This is a genomic window from Citrobacter sp. LUTT5, from assembly GCF_009905315.1.
In the GTDB taxonomy this organism is placed as follows: Bacteria; Pseudomonadota; Gammaproteobacteria; order Enterobacterales; family Enterobacteriaceae; genus Citrobacter; species Citrobacter freundii.
This window is the reverse complement of sequence record NZ_CP047606.1, coordinates 4,504,467-4,524,659: the sequence shown is the minus strand read 5'-3', so window position 1 is coordinate 4,524,659 and position 20,193 is coordinate 4,504,467. Positions and strand designations below refer to the sequence as shown.

Here is a 20,193-nt window from a genome sequence, read left to right as displayed (position 1 = left end):
AGATGCATCTTAGTAGGCCGGATACAGTGAAGCCTTCCGCTTACAAACTTCCCGCCGGGCGGCTGCCTCTTCCTGCAGAACTTAATGTTCTCCCTGTTTGCTTACCGCCGAGGCTCTCCAGACGCATCTGGAACGGTGGGAATGGCATATCAATACCATGCTCGCGGAAGCCTGCCAGAATCAGCTGGTGGATTTCATGGCGCAGCGGCATGCGATGCCCCATTTCAGCGGCATAAATACGCAGTTCGAAGATTTGAATTCCTTGTTGCAGGTCAACCAGGAAGACTTCTGGCGCCGGGTTATCGATAACCAGCGAGCAACGATGTGCGGCAGTCAGCAGGATCTGCGTAACCTCCTCGCTGTTAGCCTCCGACGGTGCCGGGATGGTTAACACCACACGGGTAACCGAATCGGATAGCGACCAGTTGATAAACTGTTCGGTGATAAAGGCTTTGTTGGGTACGATGATCTCTTTGCGGTCCCAGTCGCTGATAGTGGTGGCACGGGTATTAATTTTCGTCACGCTTCCGGTGAGATCGCGAATTGTAACCGTGTCGCCAATGCGGATTGGCTTTTCAAACAGGATAATCAGGCCGGAAATAAAGTTGGCGAAGATCTCCTGCAAACCAAAGCCCAGACCGACACCGAGAGCCGCCACCAGCCATTGCAGTTTGGACCACTCAATACCGATCATCGAGAAGCCCACCAGGCCGCCAATTAGCATCAGAAGATACTTAGTGATAGTGGTGATGGCGTAACCGGTGCCGGGGGTTAAATCCAGATGTTGCAGTAGCGCCAGCTCCAGCAACGCGGGTAGGTTGCGCACTAGCTGGGTGGTGATGATAAACACCAGAATAGCAATGAGCACCGCGCCCAGCGTTATCGGTTCTAAGCTTTCCACGCCCTGCACCGTGGAGGTGACATCCCACAACGAGATGTTTTCCAGGAAGCCGAAAGCGGAATGAATTTCTGACCACAGCACAATGACCGAGAGCAGGGCGATAAGCATCAGGATAGAACGTACCAGGCGCAGCGATTGCGCGCTGATTGCATCCAGATCCACTTCGCTTTCATCTACATCGATCGTACCTTCAAGGCTGGTTGAATGAAGTGGTTCCTCTTCGCCCCGCGCACGTTGCGCCAGCATTTCGGCGCGTCGATGTTTGGCGCGGTCAAACGCAAGGCGGCGGCGCTGAATTAGCATCCAGCGGCGGATGACGTGATACACCACCAGTAATAAGAACCAAATCGCCACGGATGTTTCCAGACGTGCCAGCAGGGCTTGCGATGTGGCGAGATAACCCACTGCCGCAGCGAGAATGGCAATCAGCGGCGCGCCCATCAGCATATTCCACAGCATACTATTGACCATGTTATCGCTGTTGCCCTCTTTATCGAGGTACAGCGGTATCCCGGCGCGTTTCAGGCTCAGGGTCACGACCGCCAGCGCACCGCAAATCAGAATAAAGCACAGACGTCCCAGTGAGGCGGAGAATTCACGGTCATTGAGATTATCAAACATAATCACCGCCATGATCAGCGGAACAATCAGTCCGATGCTCATCAGGTAGTAGTGCATGGCTTTCGCGACGCGGTTACGTGGCCAGCCAAAGTGGGCAATGAACAGACCGTTGGGACGCGCAAAGGTGGCGCAAATCATTACCGCCCATAGCATAGGCACCGTGGCGGTAACGCCATCGCCGATAGCAACAGCCAGCGGGTAAGGCCAGGCTTCCTGCAACCCGTAACCGAGCGTTGCCCATAACACCGGCAACGGAGAAGCGACGAGTATTGACCAGAATACCGTGCGTATTGTCAGCCAGAAATGGTCCTGGGTGACTTTCCCGACTCGCGCGGACGAGCGTTCAAGGAAACGGGTGAAGTGCTTGCGCGAAGAGAGGCTAAAGCCAACCAGCACCAACGCCGCGAACAGCGGCAATAGTGTTTCTTTGCTGGTCAGCATCATGATGCTGGCTTTACCCAACTGATTAAACGTATCTAATGAGATCAAACGCCGCAGATCCTGAACGATGTCGACAGGCCAGGAGAGCGAGATGGGACTGACGTCTGACGTCCAGAACAGATAGCGGTGCGTTGCTTCGTTGACCTCTTTTAGCGCATCTTCCAGTTGGCTGTTGGAGACTTTGAGCTTGGTCAGCTCAAGGATCAGCGTATCGCCGCCCTGTAACAATGAGTTCAGCAGCTCGCGCTGGGTGCGTAGCTGGGCGTTGAGAATACTGCTCTGTTCAGCGGTCAGCGGTTGTCCATCGGCCTGATGAATCTGACGCAGCTGCGGCTGTTTGTTGAGGAGATCCTCATAGCGCATACGGTGCACGCGAAGCTGCGCCATTTCGGTATCCAACTGCTGGGGCTTGGGCATTTCCGGCAGACGGGATACCTGCGCGCGCAGCGCTTCTCCCAGCATATTTGAAACCCCAAGCCACTGAGACTGCTCTCGCAGCGTATTCAAGGCCTGGCGGACCTGCAGCGTTTGGCTGGCAGCCTGACGCTGCTGCGAGGCGACCAGGTCCATACGTTGCGCCTGTTGGTTCAAGGCCTGAGACAGCTCGCGGTTAACCTTGAACTGATCGACAATACCTTCCGGCAGTCCCGCGCTGTTTTCCGCCAGCAGTTCGGTACTTTCCAGCGCTCGCTCTGCTTCGCGCTGACGCTGACTGTTGAGTTGATTGCGCAAAGCCTGCAGGTAAGTGTCGAGTTGTTGACTCTGCTTTTCTGCCAGTTCGGAGCGCATACGCGCCAGTTCCTGACGGTTATTGGCGGAAAGCTGTGCCAGCTCCAGTTCATCGACCAGGGCTTTAAGTTTGGCGGATTCAGCTTGCATCGCCTGATTCTGCGCGGAATTGCCGTTGGCGGTACCAATGCGCCGCTCAAGCTCATTGAGCTGGCGGCGGGCATCGGTTTGCTGTTGAGGAAGCTGGCTTAACGAGTCGGCGATTTCCCGGGCGCGATCCTGCTCCTGCTGGGCCTGACGACTCTTTTCCAGCAGTTGGCTGCTAACCTGGAGGATCTCCTGGTTTAACGCATCGGTAGAGAGTCCGGTTGGTACATTGCGCGGTTCATCGCGCAGGTTACTAAGCTGTGCGCGTAACGTTGCGGACAGCTTGGGGAAGTTATCAATAACCTGCTGATATTGCTGTGCGCGCTCGAGAGAGCCTTTCCGCTCCTCAAGGGCATTCAGCGCGGACTGGAGCGCCTCGACGGTTTCTGGCTGAGCGGGTTTTGCCGCTTTTGCCTGCTCCAGTTCCTGTGTGAGTTGTTTGGCATCGGGGGCCGTCGCAGCGTACGCCCCCAGGCTGAGGCACCAGGCCATCAGAAAAGTGATAATCAGGCGCACAGCAGCGATTCCTATGTTTAACTTTCGTCTTTTTTGTCGTCAACCAGCGGGCTGGCGTCGTGTTCTGCTTCGATCTCTTCTTTCGCCAGCGGGGCCGGTTCTGTCTCTGGCGTCACGAAAGTCTCGGTCGAGATGGCCATTGGTTGGCCGATTTTGGTCACGGAAAGATCCTGCAACTGCTCAACCAGGTTAACTTTGCCAGGTGCGAACAGGTTGATGACGGTGGAACCGAGCTTAAAGCGGCCCATTTCCTGACCTTTCAACAGCGCCACCGACCCTTCGCTTTCGCCTTCCGGCCAGGTCCAGCGCTTGATGACGCCTTCACGCGGTGGAGTAATGGTGCCAGCCCATGTGGTTTCAATGCTGCCGACGATAGTCGCGCCGACCAGAATCTGCACCATCGGACCAAATTCGGTATCAAACAAACAGATTACGCGTTCGTTGCGGGCAAACAGGTTCGGTACGTTTTGCGCAGTCAGGATGTTTACAGAGAAGAGATCGCCCGGTACATACATCATTTCACGCAGGATACCGTTACACGGCATGTGTACACGGTGGTAATCGCGTGGAGACAAGTAAGTGGTTACAAACGTACCGTTGCGGAATTTGTCCGCCATCTGGTAGTTGCCAGCCAGCAGCGCTTCAAGGGTATAGCTGTGCCCTTTAGCCTGCAGCAATTTGTCTTCTTCGATGTTGCCTAACTGGTTGATCACGCCGTCAGCGGGCATGACCAGTACGTTTGGATCGGTATTAATCGGGCGAGCATCGTCGCGCAGCGGGCGAACAAAGAAGTCGTTAAAGGTGCGATAGCTGGCGGTGTCCGGCTTTTGCGCCTCTTTCATATCGACCTTGTAATATTTCACGAACAGATCGATAACCAATTTGGTCAGCCATCCCGCTCGTTTGCTCGCACCCCAACCCGCCAGGCGAGTGAGCCATAGTTTCGGCAGAATGTATTGTAGCGAAAGCTTAAATGAGTTTAACAAGGTAGCCTCCAGGCCATAATTTGTTCCCGATCCGGCATGTGGACCGGATCCTGAAAAAAGGGGGACGATTCTAGCGATGCTTAGCTTAGTTGTCAGTTGTCTGTATCAGAAAAGTTTTTACGCGTTTTTACCTGCGCCATGCTTTCCAGGATGCGGTGATAATTTTCAAACCGGGTTTCGGCTATGGCCCCTTTTTCTACAGCCTCACGGATAGCGCAGCCTGGATCGGTATCATGCTTGCAGTCGCGGTATTTGCAATGGCCCAGGTAGTCATGAAATTCGACAAAGCCATGCGTGATTTGTTCCGGCTCCAGATGCCACAGTCCGAACTCACGTACGCCAGGGGAGTCGATAACGTCGCCGCCGTGCGGGAAGTGATACAGGCGAGAGGCCGTGGTAGTGTGCTGTCCAAGACCGGAGTTGTCGGAGACATCGTTGGTCAGGATCTCTTCCTGCAGGCCGAGAAGATTATTGAGCAGGCTGGATTTACCTACGCCCGACTGACCGGCAAAAATGCTGATGCGATCGGTTAATGCTTCTTCAAGTGGTTTCAGGCCGTCTTTAGTACGGCTGGATACCATCAACACCCGATAGCCAATGTCGCGATAGATATCCATCTGTTCGTTAACGAAGGCCATGCCTTCATCATCAAGCAGATCGATCTTATTCAGTACGATAATTGGTTCAACATGTAGCGTTTCGCAGGCTACCAGATATCGGTCGATAATATTGAGTGACAGCTCGGGTAAGATGGCTGAGACAATAACGATCTGGTCGATGTTGGCGGCAATAGGTTTTACCCCGTCGTAAAAGTCGGGACGTGTCAGTACCGAGGTACGATCGTGTACCGCTTCAACGATACCTTTGACATTCACGCCTTCAGCCGCCGCTTTACCCGGGCGCCAGACTACGCGATCGCCAGTAACCAGCGAGCGAATTGTACGGCGGATGTTGCAGCGGTGAATTTCACCGTCAGCAGACTCTACGTCGGCATGCATGCCAAAACGGCTGATAACGATGCCTTCAGCGGTTTCGCCAAACAGGTTGTCGTCGTAGTCGGGCTTCTCCGTGGACGTTTTAAGACGACGCTGGTGATTGGCGTTCACACGGCGCTGTTGGCCTTTGGAGAGTTTATTCTTACTCAATCGGACTGGCTCCTGGTCGCCCATGATGGGCAAAACATTTATGATACACACAATTTTAGATCAATGTAGTCACACTGAATGTGACGCTGAAGGGTGGAAAATAGCATGAGTGCCAATGAAAACAACCTGATTTGGATCGATCTGGAGATGACAGGTCTGGATCCCGAGCGCGATCGCATTATTGAGATCGCCACGCTGGTGACGGATGCCAACCTGAATATTCTGGCAGAAGGACCGACAATTGCGGTGCACCAGTCCGACGAACAACTGGCATTAATGGATGACTGGAACGTACGTACGCACACCGGTAGCGGGCTGGTGGAACGCGTGAAGGCGAGCACCATGGGCGATCGTGAAGCAGAACTGGCCACGCTGGCTTTTTTGAAAGAGTGGGTTCCGGAAGGGAAATCACCTATCTGTGGCAACAGCATCGGCCAGGATCGTCGTTTCCTGTTTAAATACATGCCGGAGCTGGAGGCGTATTTCCATTATCGCTATCTTGACGTTAGTACGCTCAAAGAACTGGCGCGTCGTTGGAAGCCGGAGATCCTGACTGGCTTCACCAAGCAGGGAACGCATCAGGCGATGGACGACATTCGTGAATCTGTTGCTGAGCTTGCTTACTATCGCGAACATTTTATTAAGCTTTGATTTTGTTCTCCGGTGGCTTGCGTCACCGGCTTTTTGACGCTAAATTGTTCAGCTTGATTGCAAAGTAATCACTTGAACGAATTTTCGAAAAAAACGTATTCAAGGGGGTTGCAGCTAAACGGATTTCTCGTATAATGCGCCTCCCGTAACGACGCAGAAATGCGAATTACGACAGCAACAAATTTGCGGGAATAGCTCAGTTGGTAGAGCACGACCTTGCCAAGGTCGGGGTCGCGAGTTCGAGTCTCGTTTCCCGCTCCAAAATTTGAAAGTGCTTATTAAGCACAGACGCACCCAAGCGGGAATAGCTCAGTTGGTAGAGCACGACCTTGCCAAGGTCGGGGTCGCGAGTTCGAGTCTCGTTTCCCGCTCCAAAATTTGAAAGTGCTTATAAGCACAGACCACCAATCGCAGGATTTCGAATTGCGACAAGGCGGCAACTGAATGAGTCCTTAGGAGCTTACTGAAGTAAGTGACTCAGGCGAATGAAGGCAGCCAACGCAGTAGCGGTTCGAAAGACGAAGATTATGCGGGAATAGCTCAGTTGGTAGAGCACGACCTTGCCAAGGTCGGGGTCGCGAGTTCGAGTCTCGTTTCCCGCTCCAAATTCTTACCTCAATAAAAATATCCACAACGAATAATCGCGTTGGGGACGTTTTGTTTCGTCATTGACATACTCTTGTAAACAGACTTATCCACAGGTTCGGGTATTATTCCTGGAATGCAAAAAGCTTCGCCGGGTAAATAGTATCATTTTAACTAATTGAAATTATTGACTTAATTATCATTTCAAATTGTTAATGCGATCACTTGACGATTTTTTCCTTCTTGAATATCAATGTGTTTTTATTTTTATACACAAGCTGTGGATGACTTAAGCGTCGCGCGGCAGACCCTTCTCAATGACCCTGACCAAACGTTGTTTCTTCGGTAGCTGCACCTCAACTACGCAGGCATTTCGCTTCTCGATTTGCTGAGCAACCGCCCAGTCTATGTGTTCGTCGAGAAGTGGGTGCTCACCTCTGCGACTTTCCAGCGCGAGAATAACAGCGTCATTCCAGGGAGCATTACCCAATGCAACGGCGATATTTCGCAGCCAGCGCAGGTGGCCAATACGACGAATGGCAGACCCCTCCGTGACTTTTAAAAACCACGCTTCGCTCCAGCTAAACAGCTCTATTAACTCCGGAGCATGAAGCTGCTTGCGCGGGTTGAAGTCATCCTCTGTCGTCAACTGTGAATAGCGGTTCCACGGGCAAATGAGCTGGCAATCATCGCAGCCGTAAATTCGATTCCCCAACAATGGACGAAACTCTTCCGGTATCGGGCCTTCCAGTTCGATAGTGAGATAAGAGATACAGCGGCGCGCATCTACGGTGTAGGGTTCAACGATGGCCCCGGTGGGACAGATTGTCATGCAGGCGACGCATTTCCCGCATCCTTCTTCTGCTGGTTGGTCGACCGGCAAGGGCAAATCGATCAGTAATTCCCCGAGGAAGAAAAATGAACCGGCTTCGCGATTGAGGATTAGTGAGTGCTTACCTGTCCAGCCAAGCCCGGCTTTTTCCGCCAAAGGACGCTCAAGAATGGGCGCAGAATCGACAAAAGGTCTAAAATTCAGCGAAACGCAGTGCTGTTGAATCATCTCTCCCAGCTTTTTTAAGCGGTTACGTAGCAGCTTATGGTAGTCGCGGCCAAGCGCGTAACGGCTGACGTAACCCAGAGAAGGGTTCTTCAACGTGCTGGCAAAGGCCGCTTTGGCAGGAAGATAGTTCATACGTACGCTGATGACACGTAGCGTACCGGGCAATAATTCGTGGGGGCGGGCGCGCATCATGCCGTGACGGGCCATCCAGTCCATCTCGCCGTGGTATTGTTTATCCAGCCAGGCCTGCAGTTTGGGCTCTGCTTCGCTGAGGTCGGTATCGGCAATACCGACCTGCTGAAAGCCAAGCTCCAGCCCCCACTGCTTAATATTTTGCGCTAACTGATTGAGATCGAGGGGCTCTGACATGACGGACCATACAATGAAGAAAAACCCCGCAAGTATACCACACTCCATCTGGCACGCCGATGATATCAGGCGGATGGAGCGAGAGGCGGCAGACAGTTTAGGGCTGACGTTGTATGAGCTGATGCAACGGGCGGGAGAGGCGGCGTTTCAGGTCACCCGTGAGGCCTACCCGAACGCCCAACACTGGCTGGTGCTATGTGGTCACGGCAACAACGGCGGTGATGGTTACGTGGTGGCAAGACTTGCCAAAGCGCAGGGTTTTAATGTTACGTTGCTGGCGCACGAGAGTGATAAACCGCTCCCCGAGGAAGCGCAGCAGGCGCACGACGCCTGGCTTAACGCCGGTGGCGTTATTCATGCTGCTGATATTAACTGGCCAGACAGCGTGGACGTCATTATCGACGCGCTGTCAGGTACTGGCTTAAAAAACGCGCCGCGTGAACCTCTCCCGGCGTTGATCGAACGGGCCAATAGCCACCCAGCCCCTACAATTGCAATCGACATTCCCTCCGGCCTGCTTGCGCAGACGGGGGCGACGCCGGGGGCAGTCATCAACGCTGCGCATACCGTTACCTTTATTGCGCTCAAGCCAGGTCTGCTCACCGGTAAAGCACGCGATGTCACCGGACGTCTGCATGTTAACGCACTCGGGCTGGACGACTGGCTGGCGGTGCAGAACGCGCCGCTGCAACGTTTTGATGCTCAACAGCTTGCGCACTGGCTAACGCCGCGTCGGCCCACCTCACACAAAGGCTCTCACGGTCGGCTGGTGATTATCGGCGGCGACCACGGCACGGCAGGTGCAATACGTATGGCCGGTGAAGCGGCGTTGCGTGCGGGGGCTGGGCTGGTCAAAGTATTGACGCGCAGGGAGAACATTGCGCCTGTTCTGACTGCCAGACCAGAACTGATGGTCGATGCGCTGACGCCGCAGACTCTGGAAGAGAGCCTGGCATGGGCGGATGTTGTGGTGATAGGACCTGGGCTTGGTCAGCAGGAGTGGGGTAAAAAAGCGCTGCAAAAAGTAGAGAATTTTCGCAAACCGATGCTCTGGGATGCGGATGCGCTGAACCTGCTGGCAATCAACCCCGATAAACGTCACAATCGCGTGATCACGCCGCATCCAGGTGAAGCCGCGCGACTGCTGGGCTGTTCCATTGCAGAAATTGAAGACGATCGCTTACTTTGCGCACAACGTCTGGTAAAACGGTACGGAGGCGTGGTAGTGCTGAAAGGCGCGGGTACGGTTGTTGCTGCTGAACAAGCTGAGTTAGGTATTATTGATACAGGCAATGCAGGGATGGCCAGCGGCGGAATGGGAGATGTGCTTTCCGGTATTATTGGCGCATTGCTCGGACAGAAGCTTACCCCGTATGATGCAGCATGTGCGGGATGTGTTGCGCACGGAGCGGCGGCGGATGTGCTGGCGGCGCGTTTTGGTACGCGCGGCATGCTGGCGACAGATCTCTTTACCACGCTACAGCGTATTGTTAACCCTGATATGATTGACGTTTATCATGATGAATCGAGTAATTCCACTACCTGATGAGCAGGCAACTTTAGACCTGGGACTGCGGGTAGCCAAAGCCTGTGACGGCGCGACGGTTATATATTTGTACGGCGACCTGGGGGCGGGTAAAACCACTTTCAGCCGGGGATTTCTGCAGGCGTTAGGTCATAAAGGTAATGTAAAAAGCCCCACCTACACGCTGGTTGAACCCTATTCACTCGATAACTTGATGGTATATCACTTCGATTTATACCGACTTGCGGACCCGGAGGAGCTGGAATTTATGGGGATCCGCGATTATTTTGCCAATGATGCCATCTGCCTGGTGGAATGGCCGCAACAAGGTAAAGGTGTACTGCCAGACCCGGACGTCGAAATACACATTGAATATCAGGCGCAAGGTCGAGAGGCGCGCGTAAGCGCAGTCTCCTCATCGGGTGAATTATTGCTGGCGCGTTTAGCCGAATAACCTTAAGGGTGGCGGGATGATTTATCGCATCAGAAACTGGCTGATGGCAACCCTGGTCCTGCTGTGCGCGCAGGCAGGGGCCGCCAGCCTCTCCGATCTTCAGGTTTCCAATGGCAATCAACAGGCGCGGATTACGCTGAGCTTTATTGGCGAGCCTGAATACGCCGTGAGCCAGGACGGGAAACGCACCGTCGCGCTGGATATAAAACAAACCGGAGTGATTCAGGGATTACCGCTGCTGTTTAGCGGCAATAATCTGGTGAAATCTATCCGCTCCGGCACGCCAAAAGATGCGCAGTCCTTGCGTCTGGTGGTGGATTTAACCGAGAACGGCAAGGCCGAAGCCGTTAAACGCCAGAACGGCGGCAATTATACCGTTGTGTTTACCATCAAAGCGGATGCGCCACCGCCGCCGCCTCCACCTCCAGTGGTTGTTAAGCGTGTTGAAACGCCGGTTGTCGCCCCTCGTCCTGCCGAGCCTGCGCGTAACCCGTTTAAAGCAGAGAACGATCGCACCACGATGGTGACCAACACTAATACCTCCACACGACCTGCGGCGCGCGCCAGCACCGGCAGCGGTGAAAAAGTGGTTATTGCCATTGATGCCGGACACGGCGGGCAGGATCCGGGGGCGATTGGCCCTGGCGGCACGCGTGAGAAAAACGTCACGATTGCCGTGGCGCGTAAACTGCGCAGCTTGCTCAATGATGACCCAATGTTTAAAGGCGTACTCACCCGTGATGGCGATTACTTTATCTCGGTGATGGGGCGTTCAGACGTCGCACGTAAACAAAACGCCAATTTCCTGGTTTCTATTCACGCGGATGCCGCGCCAAACCGTGATGCCACAGGTGCTTCCGTTTGGGTGTTGTCGAACCGTCGGGCGAACAGTGAGATGGCCGGCTGGCTGGAACAGCATGAAAAACAATCGGAGCTGTTGGGCGGCGCGGGCGATGTGCTGGCAAACAGCCAGTCCGATCCTTATCTCAGCCAGGCCGTACTGGATCTGCAATTCGGTCATTCGCAGCGCGTCGGGTATGATGTGGCGACCAGCATGATCGGCCAGTTAGAACGTATTGGTTCGATGCATAAGCGCCGTCCGGAACACGCCAGTCTTGGCGTACTGCGTTCGCCTGATATCCCATCTGTGCTGGTTGAAACCGGCTTTATCAGTAACAACAGCGAAGAACGTCTGTTGGCGAGCGATGATTACCAGCAGCAACTGGCTGAGGCGATATACAAAGGATTGCGTAACTATTTCCAGGCGCACCCGATGCAAACCGGACCGCAGGGCGCGCCGGCGCAAACCGCCAGCGCCATATCGCCGGGTAACACGTTAACAAATTAAGGATTAGCCATGCCGATTCAGGTTCTACCGCCACAGCTGGCGAACCAGATTGCCGCGGGCGAGGTGGTAGAACGGCCTGCGTCAGTGGTGAAAGAGCTGGTGGAAAACAGCATCGATGCCGGTGCGACGCGAATTGATATCGATATTGAGCGCGGCGGTGCGAAGCTTATCCGTATTCGTGACAACGGCTGCGGGATTAAAAAAGACGAGCTGGCGCTGGCGCTGGCGCGTCATGCCACCAGTAAAATAGCCTCGCTTGACGATCTTGAGGCCATCGTGAGCCTCGGATTTCGTGGCGAAGCGCTGGCAAGTATCAGCTCCGTGTCTCGTTTAACCCTGACGTCGCGCACACAAGAGCAGCCTGAGGCCTGGCAAGCCTATGCTGAAGGGCGCGACATGGATGTGACGGTAAAACCTGCTGCGCATCCAGTGGGAACCACACTGGAGGTGTTAGATCTGTTCTACAACACCCCGGCGCGGCGCAAATTTATGCGCACCGAGAAAACTGAATTTAATCATATCGACGAGATTATTCGCCGCATTGCGCTGGCGCGTTTTGATGTGACGATTAATTTGTCTCACAACGGCAAAGTGGTGCGTCAGTACCGGGCAGTGGCCGCGGATGGGCAGAAAGAGCGCCGGCTGGGCGCGATTTGCGGCACGCCGTTTCTGGAGAATGCGCTGGCGATTGAATGGCAGCATGGTGATTTGACGCTGCGCGGCTGGGTGGCCGATCCTAACCACACAACGGCGGCGCTGGCAGAAATACAGTACTGTTATGTGAATGGTCGGATGATGCGAGATCGGCTGATCAACCATGCTATCCGCCAGGCCTGTGAAGATAAGCTGGGAGCCGATCAACAACCCGCTTTTGTGCTGTATCTGGAAATCGATCCGCATCAAGTTGATGTCAACGTACACCCAGCTAAACATGAGGTCCGTTTCCATCAATCCCGCCTGGTGCACGATTTTATTTACCAGGGCGTGTTGAGCGTCCTGCAACAGCAGCTTGAAACGCCGCTGCCGTTGGCTGATGACGACGAACCCGCTCCAAGGCACATCCCGGAAAACCGCGTTGCTGCCGGACGTAACCATTTTGCCGAGCCGGCTCCCGCGCGTGAACCTGCGACACCGCAGTACTCAGCTGTCGCTGGAAACGGCAGTAGTAGCGCAGGCCGTCAGGCGAGGGCCAGTTGGCCTTATGCCCAACCCGGATACCAAAAGCAGCAGGGCGAAATTTATCAGAAACTGATGCAGACACCGGCTCCAACGCGTAAAACGCCGGTCTCTGAAACATCATCGGTACCTCTGAGTGGCAGTAGTCAGGGCTTTGGCCGGGTGCTAACGATTGTCGGTGCAGACTGCGCGTTACTCGAGTGCGATGGCCATATTCGGTTGCTGGCATTACCGGTGGCTGAGCGTTGGCTGCGTCAGGCGCAATTAACGCCGGACCAGGGGACCGTTTGCGCCCAGCCGTTGCTGATCCCTTTACGTTTAAAAGTCAACGCCGATGAAAAAGCGGCGCTGCAAAAAGGACAGAGCCAACTGGCTGAGCTGGGCATTGAATTTCAACTGGATGCGCAGCATGTGACCATCCGGGCGGTGCCTTTACCCTTACGCCAACAAAATTTACAAATCTTGATTCCTGAACTGATAGGCTACCTGGCGCAGCAATCCGTATTCGAGCCGGGTAATATTGCGCAGTGGATCGCACGTAACCTGATTAGCGAGCATCCACAGTGGAGTATGGCACAGGCGATTACGCTGTTAGCGGATGTTGAGCGGCTCTGCCCACAACTCGTGAAGGCACCGCCGGGTGGTCTGTTACAACCTGTTGATTTACATTCGGTAATGAATGCCCTGAAACATGAGTGATACCCGTAAGGCGAGCCTGCCAAAGGCGATTTTTTTGATGGGGCCAACGGCCTCCGGTAAAACGGCACTCGCAATTGAATTGCGTAAAGTTTTGCCCATAGAGTTGATAAGCGTTGATTCCGCCCTTATTTACAAGGGAATGGATATCGGTACAGCAAAGCCCGATGCAGATGAATTACAGGCCGCGCCGCACCGATTACTGGATATTCGCGATCCGTCGCAAGCGTACTCCGCTGCGGATTTTCGTCGCGATGCGTTAGCCGAGATGGCCGACATCACCGCCGCGGGGCGTATCCCGTTGCTGGTGGGCGGCACAATGTTATATTTCAAAGCCTTGCTTGAAGGGCTGTCGCCGTTACCGTCGGCGGACCCGGAAGTCAGGGCCAGAATTGAGCAGCAGGCGGCAGAGCAGGGTTGGGACGCGTTACACCGACAGCTTCAGGACATCGATCCGGTGGCTGCGGCGCGTATTCATCCAAATGATCCGCAAAGACTTTCCCGGGCACTGGAAGTTTTTTTCATTTCGGGTAAAACTTTAACGGAGCTGACACAAACGTCAGGAGATGCTTTGCCGTATCAGGTGCATCAGTTTGCAATCGCCCCGGCGAGCCGTGAACTGCTCCATCAGCGAATTGAGCAGCGTTTTCATCAGATGTTAGCTTCAGGTTTTGAAGCAGAAGTCCGGGCGCTTTTTGCCCGTGGAGATTTGCATACGGATTTGCCTTCCATTCGTTGTGTAGGGTATCGCCAGATGTGGTCATACATTGAAGGTGAAATTTCATACGATGAAATGGTTTATAGAGGTGTTTGCGCCACGAGGCAGTTGGCGAAGCGACAGGTAACCTGGTTGCGTGGTTGGGAAGGGGTGCACTGGCTTGACAGTGAAAAGCCTGACCTAGCGCGAAACGAAGTATTACAGGTTGTTGGTGCTATCGCGAACTGAATGTGTACAATTGAAACGTATCGTGCGCAATTTTTCAGAATCGAAAGGTTCAAAGTACAAATAAGCATATAAGGAAAAGAGAGAATGGCTAAGGGGCAATCTTTACAAGATCCGTTCCTGAACGCATTGCGTCGGGAACGTGTTCCAGTTTCTATTTATTTGGTGAATGGTATTAAGCTGCAAGGTCAAATCGAGTCTTTTGATCAGTTCGTGATCCTGTTGAAAAACACGGTCAGCCAGATGGTTTATAAGCACGCGATTTCTACTGTTGTCCCGTCTCGTCCGGTTTCTCATCACAGCAATAATGCCACCGGCGGCACTGGCAGCAACTACCATCACGGTAGCAACGCGCAAGGTTCATCTGCGCAACAGGACAGCGAAGAAACCGAATAAGGTTATTAGCTGTTTTACATACGGGGAGCCAGCGATCCTGCGTTCCCCGTTGATTTATATTAAGGGGTTGACGCTTGTTTGACCGTTATGATGCCGGTGAGCAGGCGGTACTGGTACACATCTATTTTTCGCAAGACAAAGATATGGAAGACCTCCAGGAGTTTGAATCTCTGGTTTCTTCCGCCGGTGTCGAAGCAATGCAGGTGATTACCGGGAGCCGTAAAGCACCGCACCCGAAGTATTTTGTTGGTGAAGGTAAGGCAATCGAAATTGCCGAAGCCGTAAAAGCGACTGGCGCTGCGGTGGTGATTTTTGATCATGCTCTGAGCCCCGCCCAGGAACGTAACCTGGAACAGTTGTGCCAGTGTCTTGTTATCGACAGGACCGGTCTTATTTTAGATATTTTTGCCCAGCGTGCGCGCACCCATGAGGGTAAGTTGCAGGTTGAGCTGGCGCAGTTGCGCCATATGGCTACGCGTCTGGTCCGTGGCTGGACCCACCTTGAAAGGCAAAAGGGCGGGATTGGTTTGCGCGGTCCGGGTGAAACCCAGCTCGAAACCGACCGTCGTTTGCTGCGTAATCGCATTTTGCAAATACAGTCGCGCCTGGAAAAAGTTGAAAAGCAACGTGAGCAGGGGCGGCAGTCGCGCAAGAAAGCGGATGTCCCAACCGTATCACTGGTGGGATATACCAACGCCGGAAAATCCACCCTGTTCAACCAGATCACCGAAGCCCGGGTTTATGCAGCGGACCAGCTGTTTGCGACCCTGGACCCAACGTTGCGCCGCATAGACGTGGCGGACGTGGGGGAGACCGTGCTGGCGGATACCGTAGGGTTTATCCGCCATTTGCCGCACGACCTGGTGGCGGCATTTAAAGCCACCTTGCAGGAAACACGTCAGGCGACATTGCTGCTGCACGTTATTGATGCTGCAGATTTTCGTGTGCAGGAAAACATCGAGGCAGTCGACACGGTGCTCGAAGAGATCGATGCGCATGAGATCCCGACCCTGCTGGTGATGAATAAAATCGATATGTTGGATGACTTTGAGCCGCGTATCGATAGAGATGAAGAGAATAAACCCATTCGCGTTTGGGTATCAGCGCAAACGGGGATTGGTATACCACAACTTTTTCAGGCTTTGACTGAGCGACTTTCCGGTGAGGTGGCGCAGCATACGTTGCGTTTGCCGCCGCAGGAAGGGCGTTTGAGAAGCCGGTTTTATCAACTTCAGGCAATAGAAAAAGAGTGGATGGAGGAAGACGGCAGCGTAGGTCTGCAGGTTCGTATGCCGATCGTAGACTGGCGTCGCCTCTGTAAACAAGAACCGGCACTGGAAGACTATGTTGTCTGATCTGACGGATATGGCCTGAAGATTTTTTCGCCTCTACACCTTGTGGATTTTGTGCGGCAGGAAGGCGGCAAGTCCTGAAATCTCCAGGAGCATAGTCAACTATGTGACTGGAGTTGAGGGACGCAGCCAACGCATCGGCAGCGCAAAAGACGCAGGTATAGCATCGCATAACAAATATGGAGCACAAAAATGGCGTGGAATCAGCCCGGTAATAACGGACAAGACCGCGACCCCTGGGGAAGCAGCAAACCTGGCGGCAACCCTGAGGGAAATGGAAACAAAGGTGGTCGCGAGCAGGGACCTCCCGATCTGGACGATATCTTCCGCAAACTGAGTAAAAAGCTCGGTGGTCTGGGTGGCGGTAAAGGTACTGGTTCTGGCGGCGGTAGTTCATCGCAAGGCCCACGTCCGCAACTTGGCGGTCGAGTCTTTACTATCGCAGCGGCCGCCATCGTCATTATCTGGGCGGCTAGCGGTTTCTATACCATTAAAGAAGCGGAACGTGGCGTGGTGACACGCTTCGGTAAATTCAGCCATTTGGTTGAACCGGGTCTGAACTGGAAACCGACCTTTATCGATGAAGTGACACCGGTCAACGTTGAAGCCGTGCGTGAACTTGCCGCATCCGGCGTTATGCTGACCTCTGACGAAAACGTCGTGCGCGTCGAAATGAACGTACAGTACCGCGTGACCGATCCGCAGCGTTACCTGTTTAGCGTAACCAGTGCGGATGACAGTCTGCGTCAGGCAACTGACAGCGCCCTGCGTGGGGTTATCGGTAAATACACCATGGACCGTATCCTGACCGAAGGGCGTACCGTTATTCGTAGCGATACCCAGCGTGAACTGGAAGAAACGATCCGTCCGTACAACATGGGTATCACCTTACTGGACGTCAACTTCCAGGCAGCACGTCCGCCGGAAGAAGTAAAAGCCGCGTTTGACGATGCTATCGCAGCACGTGAAAACGAACAGCAGTACATCCGTGAAGCAGAAGCGTACACCAACGAAGTTCAGCCGCGTGCAAACGGTCAGGCTCAGCGTATTCTGGAAGAAGCGCGTGCGTATAAGACTCAGACCATCCTGGAAGCACAGGGTGAAGTGGCTCGCTTCGCAAAAATTCTGCCGGAATATAAAGCCGCACCGCAAATTACCCGCGAGCGTCTGTATATCGAAACCATGGAAAAAGTGCTGAGCAATACCCGCAAAGTCCTGGTTAACGATAAAGGCAGCAATCTGATGGTTCTGCCGCTGGATCAAATGCTGAAAGGTGGTAGTGCGCCAGCAGCAAAGACTGACAGCAGTTCAAACCTGTTGCGTCTGCCGCCAGCAACGACTTCCAGCACTGGAGCAAGCAATACATCGTCCACCAGTCAGGGCGATATTATGGACCAACGCCGCGCGAATGCGCAGCGTAACGACTACCAGCGTCAGGGGGAATAACGATGCGTAAGTCAGTTATTGCGATTATCATCATCGTTCTGGTAGTTCTGTTCATGTCTGTCTTTGTGGTCAAAGAAGGCGAGCGCGGTATTACTCTGCGCTTTGGTAAAGTTCTGCGTGACGATGAAAACAAGCCGCTGGTCGTTGCACCAGGCCTGCACTTCAAGATTCCGTTTATTGAATCTGTGAAGATGCTCGATGCGCGTATTCAGACCATGGACAACCAGGCCGATCGCTTTGTTACCAAAGAGAAGAAAGACCTGATTGTTGACTCCTACATCAAGTGGCGCATCAGTGACTTTAGCCGTTACTACCTGGCAACGGGCGGTGGCGATGTTTCTCAGGCGGAAGTCCTGCTGAAACGTAAGTTCTCTGACCGTCTGCGTTCTGAAATTGGTCGTCTGGACGTGAAGGACATCGTTACCGATTCCCGCGGTCGTCTGACTCTGGAAGTTCGTGACGCGCTGAACTCCGGTTCTGCTGGCACGGAAGATGAAGTGGCGACTCCGGCAGCAGATAGCGCGATTGCCGAAGCGGCTGAACGTGTTCAGGCTGAAACGAACGGTAAAGTACCGGTCATCAACCCGAACAGTATGGCGGCATTGGGCATCGAAGTGGTTGACGTGCGTATTAAGCAAATCAACCTGCCTGCTGAAGTGTCCGAGGCTATCTACAACCGTATGCGCGCTGAGCGTGAAGCCGTAGCGCGTCGCCATCGTTCACAAGGCCAGGAAGAGGCGGAAAAACTGCGTGCAACGGCGGACTATGAAGTCACTAAAACGCTGGCAGAATCTGAGCGTCAGGGCCGTATCATGCGCGGTGAAGGCGATGCAGAAGCCGCTAAGCTGTTTGCCGATGCGTTTAGTCAGGATCCTGACTTCTACGCCTTCATCCGTAGCCTGCGTGCTTACGAGAAGAGCTTCGAAGGCAACCAGGACGTGATGGTCATGAGTCCGGACAGCGATTTCTTCCGCTACATGAAGACACCGAGTTCCGCGACACGCTAATCGCGTTCCAGCGGTTTTAAAGCAGCAAAACCACCGGCATCTCCAGGGATGCGGTGGTTTTCTTTTTATATAAGGGCGATGGATGAATTCAACAATTTTGCTGGCGCTCGCGCTGGTTTTGGTGCTGGAAGGGCTGGGTCCGATGCTTTATCCCAGCGCATGGAAGAAAATGATCTCTGCAATGGCGCAACTTCCCGAAAATATTTTGCGTCGTTTTGGTGGCGGTCTTGTGGTTGCGGGCGTTGTGGTCTACTACATGTTGAGGAAAACGATTGGCTGATTAATTAGTAGACTAATTTGCGGATTTTCGCATGCAAAAAGTGCTGTATATCTGAAAAAGCGGTGGTAGAATCCATTTTTAAGCAAACGGTGATTTTGAAAAATGGGTAACAACGTCGTCGTACTGGGCACCCAATGGGGTGACGAAGGTAAAGGGAAGATCGTCGATCTTCTGACTGAACGGGCTAAATATGTTGTGCGCTACCAGGGTGGTCACAACGCAGGCCATACTCTCGTAATCAACGGTGAAAAAACCGTCCTCCATCTTATTCCATCAGGTATTCTTCGCGAGAATGTCATCAGCATCATCGGTAACGGTGTTGTTCTGTCTCCGTCCGCGCTGATGAAAGAAATGAAAGGACTGGAAGATCGTGGTATCCCGGTTCGCGAGCGCCTGCTGCTGTCTGAAGCTTGTCCGCTGATCCTTGATTATCACGTTGCGTTGGATAACGCTCGTGAGAAAGCGCGTGGCGAGAAAGCGATCGGTACTACCGGTCGTGGTATCGGTCCGGCTTATGAAGACAAAGTAGCTCGTCGCGGTCTGCGTGTTGGCGATCTGTTTGATAAAGCAACCTTCGCTGAAAAACTGAAAGAAGTGATGGAATATCACAACTTCCAGCTGGTGAATTTCTATAAAGTTGAAGCAGTTGACTACCAGAAAGTGCTGGATGATGTGATGGCTATCGCCGACATCCTGACCTCTATGGTTGTTGATGTTTCCGATCTGCTGGACCAGGCGCGTAAGCGTGGCGATTTCGTCATGTTTGAAGGTGCGCAGGGTACGTTGCTGGATATCGACCACGGTACCTATCCGTACGTAACGTCCTCCAACACTACCGCAGGTGGCGTGGCAACCGGCTCTGGCCTGGGCCCACGTTATGTGGACTACGTTCTGGGTATCATCAAAGCTTACTCTACTCGTGTAGGTGCGGGTCCGTTCCCGACTGAACTGTTTGATGACGTTGGCGAGTTTCTATGCAAACAAGGTAACGAGTATGGCGCGACCACCGGTCGTCGTCGTCGTACCGGCTGGCTGGACTCCGTTGCTGTACGCCGTGCAGTACAGATTAACTCCCTGTCTGGCTTCTGCCTGACCAAACTGGACGTACTGGACGGTTTGAAAGAGGTGAAAATCTGTGTCGCTTACCGTATGCCGGATGGCCGTGAAGTAACGACTACTCCGCTGGCAGCAGACGACTGGAAAGGTATCGAGCCGATTTACGAAACCATGCCGGGCTGGTCTGAATCTACCTTCGGCGTGAAGGAACGTAGCGGTCTGCCGCAGGCTGCACTGAACTACATCAAGCGTATTGAAGAACTGACCGGTGTGCCGATTGATATTATCTCAACTGGCCCAGACCGTACTGAAACCATGATCCTGCGCGACCCGTTCGACGCATAATTCTGGTTATAGCGTGGC

The 20,193-nt window shown here is 53.6% G+C and carries 16 protein-coding genes and 3 tRNA genes; 15 read left to right on the top strand and 4 right to left on the bottom strand.

Going from position 1 to position 20,193, the window contains the following annotated elements; translation table 11 throughout:
* Positions 1–40 precede the first annotated feature (40 nt).
* From mscM to rsgA, 3 genes are all read right to left on the bottom strand, one after another.
* Positions 41–3,355 (bottom strand): miniconductance mechanosensitive channel MscM, encoded by a 3,315-nt coding sequence (gene mscM / locus GUC46_RS21590; protein ID WP_130715224.1) that lies wholly within the window; start codon positions 3,353–3,355, stop codon positions 41–43.
* Between the two features lie 17 nt (positions 3,356–3,372).
* Complete coding sequence (gene asd, locus GUC46_RS21585; RefSeq protein ID WP_003844975.1) at positions 3,373–4,341, bottom strand: archaetidylserine decarboxylase; 969 nt, start codon at positions 4,339–4,341, stop codon at positions 3,373–3,375.
* A gap of 92 nt (positions 4,342–4,433) precedes the next feature.
* A complete protein-coding gene (gene rsgA, locus GUC46_RS21580; protein ID WP_003025561.1) occupies positions 4,434–5,486 on the bottom strand; it encodes a small ribosomal subunit biogenesis GTPase RsgA in 1,053 nt (350 codons plus the stop codon).
* A gap of 105 nt (positions 5,487–5,591) precedes the next feature.
* On the opposite strand from rsgA, the gene orn reads away from it, so the two are divergent.
* The 4 genes from orn to GUC46_RS21560 all read left to right on the top strand — a co-directional run bounded on the left by orn (position 5,592) and on the right by GUC46_RS21560 (position 6,742).
* Entirely contained in the window at positions 5,592–6,137 is a 546-nt protein-coding gene (orn, locus tag GUC46_RS21575; protein ID WP_160180716.1) for an oligoribonuclease, read from the top strand.
* Positions 6,138–6,322: 185 nt separating this feature from the next.
* A tRNA-Gly gene (locus tag GUC46_RS21570) sits at positions 6,323–6,398 on the top strand.
* 37 nt (positions 6,399–6,435) lie between these two features.
* Positions 6,436–6,511 (top strand) — tRNA-Gly (locus GUC46_RS21565).
* Positions 6,512–6,666: 155 nt separating this feature from the next.
* Positions 6,667–6,742, top strand: a tRNA-Gly gene (locus tag GUC46_RS21560).
* Between the two features lie 269 nt (positions 6,743–7,011).
* Here GUC46_RS21560 and queG read toward each other — a convergent pair.
* Positions 7,012–8,151 (bottom strand): tRNA epoxyqueuosine(34) reductase QueG, encoded by a 1,140-nt coding sequence (queG, locus tag GUC46_RS21555; RefSeq protein ID WP_003844973.1) that lies wholly within the window; start codon positions 8,149–8,151, stop codon positions 7,012–7,014.
* On the opposite strand from queG, the gene nnr reads away from it, so the two are divergent.
* The 11 genes from nnr (at position 8,150) to purA (ending at position 20,175) form a co-directional block, all read left to right on the top strand.
* Complete coding sequence (gene nnr / locus GUC46_RS21550; protein ID WP_130715222.1) at positions 8,150–9,697, top strand: bifunctional ADP-dependent NAD(P)H-hydrate dehydratase/NAD(P)H-hydrate epimerase; 1,548 nt, start codon at positions 8,150–8,152, stop codon at positions 9,695–9,697. The genes queG and nnr overlap by 2 nt on opposite strands.
* The gene (gene tsaE / locus GUC46_RS21545; protein WP_003025570.1) at positions 9,669–10,130 is read left to right on the top strand and encodes a tRNA (adenosine(37)-N6)-threonylcarbamoyltransferase complex ATPase subunit type 1 TsaE; all 462 of its coding nucleotides are present in this window, start codon (positions 9,669–9,671) and stop codon (positions 10,128–10,130) included. The genes nnr and tsaE overlap by 29 nt, the downstream gene beginning before the upstream one ends.
* Positions 10,131–10,146: 16 nt before the next feature.
* Positions 10,147–11,478: an N-acetylmuramoyl-L-alanine amidase AmiB gene (gene amiB / locus GUC46_RS21540; RefSeq protein ID WP_121572190.1), complete on the top strand. Its 1,332-nt coding sequence runs from the start codon at positions 10,147–10,149 to the stop codon at positions 11,476–11,478.
* Positions 11,479–11,487: 9 nt separating this feature from the next.
* Positions 11,488–13,353 carry a DNA mismatch repair endonuclease MutL gene (mutL, locus tag GUC46_RS21535; protein WP_130715220.1) on the top strand — a complete coding sequence of 622 codons (1,866 nt, stop codon included), beginning with the start codon at positions 11,488–11,490 and terminating at the stop codon, positions 13,351–13,353.
* Positions 13,346–14,296, top strand: a complete 951-nt coding sequence (miaA, locus tag GUC46_RS21530) for a tRNA (adenosine(37)-N6)-dimethylallyltransferase MiaA (RefSeq protein ID WP_016149447.1) — start codon at positions 13,346–13,348, stop codon at positions 14,294–14,296. Before mutL ends, miaA begins: the two co-directional genes overlap by 8 nt.
* Before the next feature lie 84 nt (positions 14,297–14,380).
* Entirely contained in the window at positions 14,381–14,689 is a 309-nt protein-coding gene (gene hfq, locus GUC46_RS21525) for an RNA chaperone Hfq (protein WP_003025584.1), read from the top strand.
* Positions 14,690–14,763: 74 nt separating this feature from the next.
* Complete coding sequence (hflX, locus tag GUC46_RS21520) at positions 14,764–16,044, top strand: ribosome rescue GTPase HflX (RefSeq protein WP_003025589.1); 1,281 nt, start codon at positions 14,764–14,766, stop codon at positions 16,042–16,044.
* Between the two features lie 189 nt (positions 16,045–16,233).
* The gene (hflK, locus tag GUC46_RS21515) at positions 16,234–17,487 is read left to right on the top strand and encodes an FtsH protease activity modulator HflK (protein WP_003025593.1); all 1,254 of its coding nucleotides are present in this window, start codon (positions 16,234–16,236) and stop codon (positions 17,485–17,487) included.
* A gap of 2 nt (positions 17,488–17,489) precedes the next feature.
* Entirely contained in the window at positions 17,490–18,494 is a 1,005-nt protein-coding gene (hflC, locus tag GUC46_RS21510; protein WP_003025595.1) for a protease modulator HflC, read from the top strand.
* 82 nt (positions 18,495–18,576) lie between these two features.
* Positions 18,577–18,774 carry a DUF2065 family protein gene (locus GUC46_RS21505; RefSeq protein ID WP_003025602.1) on the top strand — a complete coding sequence of 66 codons (198 nt, stop codon included), beginning with the start codon at positions 18,577–18,579 and terminating at the stop codon, positions 18,772–18,774.
* A 102-nt stretch (positions 18,775–18,876) separates the two neighbouring features.
* Positions 18,877–20,175 (top strand): adenylosuccinate synthase, encoded by a 1,299-nt coding sequence (gene purA / locus GUC46_RS21500; RefSeq protein WP_003025606.1) that lies wholly within the window; start codon positions 18,877–18,879, stop codon positions 20,173–20,175.
* The last annotated feature ends 18 nt before the right edge of the window (positions 20,176–20,193 follow it).

Excerpts from the sequence above, each read along its gene's own strand:
- orn (WP_160180716.1), top strand. The coding sequence starts at position 5,592 with ATGAGTGCCAATGAAAACAACCTGATTTGGATCGATCTGGAGATGACA.
- nnr (WP_130715222.1), top strand. The coding sequence starts at position 8,150 with ATGACGGACCATACAATGAAGAAAAACCCCGCAAGTATACCACACTCC.
- queG (WP_003844973.1), bottom strand. The coding sequence starts at position 8,151 with ATGTCAGAGCCCCTCGATCTCAATCAGTTAGCGCAAAATATTAAGCAG.
- tsaE (WP_003025570.1), top strand. The coding sequence starts at position 9,669 with ATGATGAATCGAGTAATTCCACTACCTGATGAGCAGGCAACTTTAGAC.
- amiB (WP_121572190.1), top strand. The coding sequence starts at position 10,147 with ATGATTTATCGCATCAGAAACTGGCTGATGGCAACCCTGGTCCTGCTG.
- mutL (WP_130715220.1), top strand. The coding sequence starts at position 11,488 with ATGCCGATTCAGGTTCTACCGCCACAGCTGGCGAACCAGATTGCCGCG.
- miaA (WP_016149447.1), top strand. The coding sequence starts at position 13,346 with ATGAGTGATACCCGTAAGGCGAGCCTGCCAAAGGCGATTTTTTTGATG.
- hfq (WP_003025584.1), top strand. The coding sequence starts at position 14,381 with ATGGCTAAGGGGCAATCTTTACAAGATCCGTTCCTGAACGCATTGCGT.
- hflK (WP_003025593.1), top strand. The coding sequence starts at position 16,234 with ATGGCGTGGAATCAGCCCGGTAATAACGGACAAGACCGCGACCCCTGG.
- hflC (WP_003025595.1), top strand. The coding sequence starts at position 17,490 with ATGCGTAAGTCAGTTATTGCGATTATCATCATCGTTCTGGTAGTTCTG.
- GUC46_RS21505 (WP_003025602.1), top strand. The coding sequence starts at position 18,577 with ATGAATTCAACAATTTTGCTGGCGCTCGCGCTGGTTTTGGTGCTGGAA.
- purA (WP_003025606.1), top strand. The coding sequence starts at position 18,877 with ATGGGTAACAACGTCGTCGTACTGGGCACCCAATGGGGTGACGAAGGT.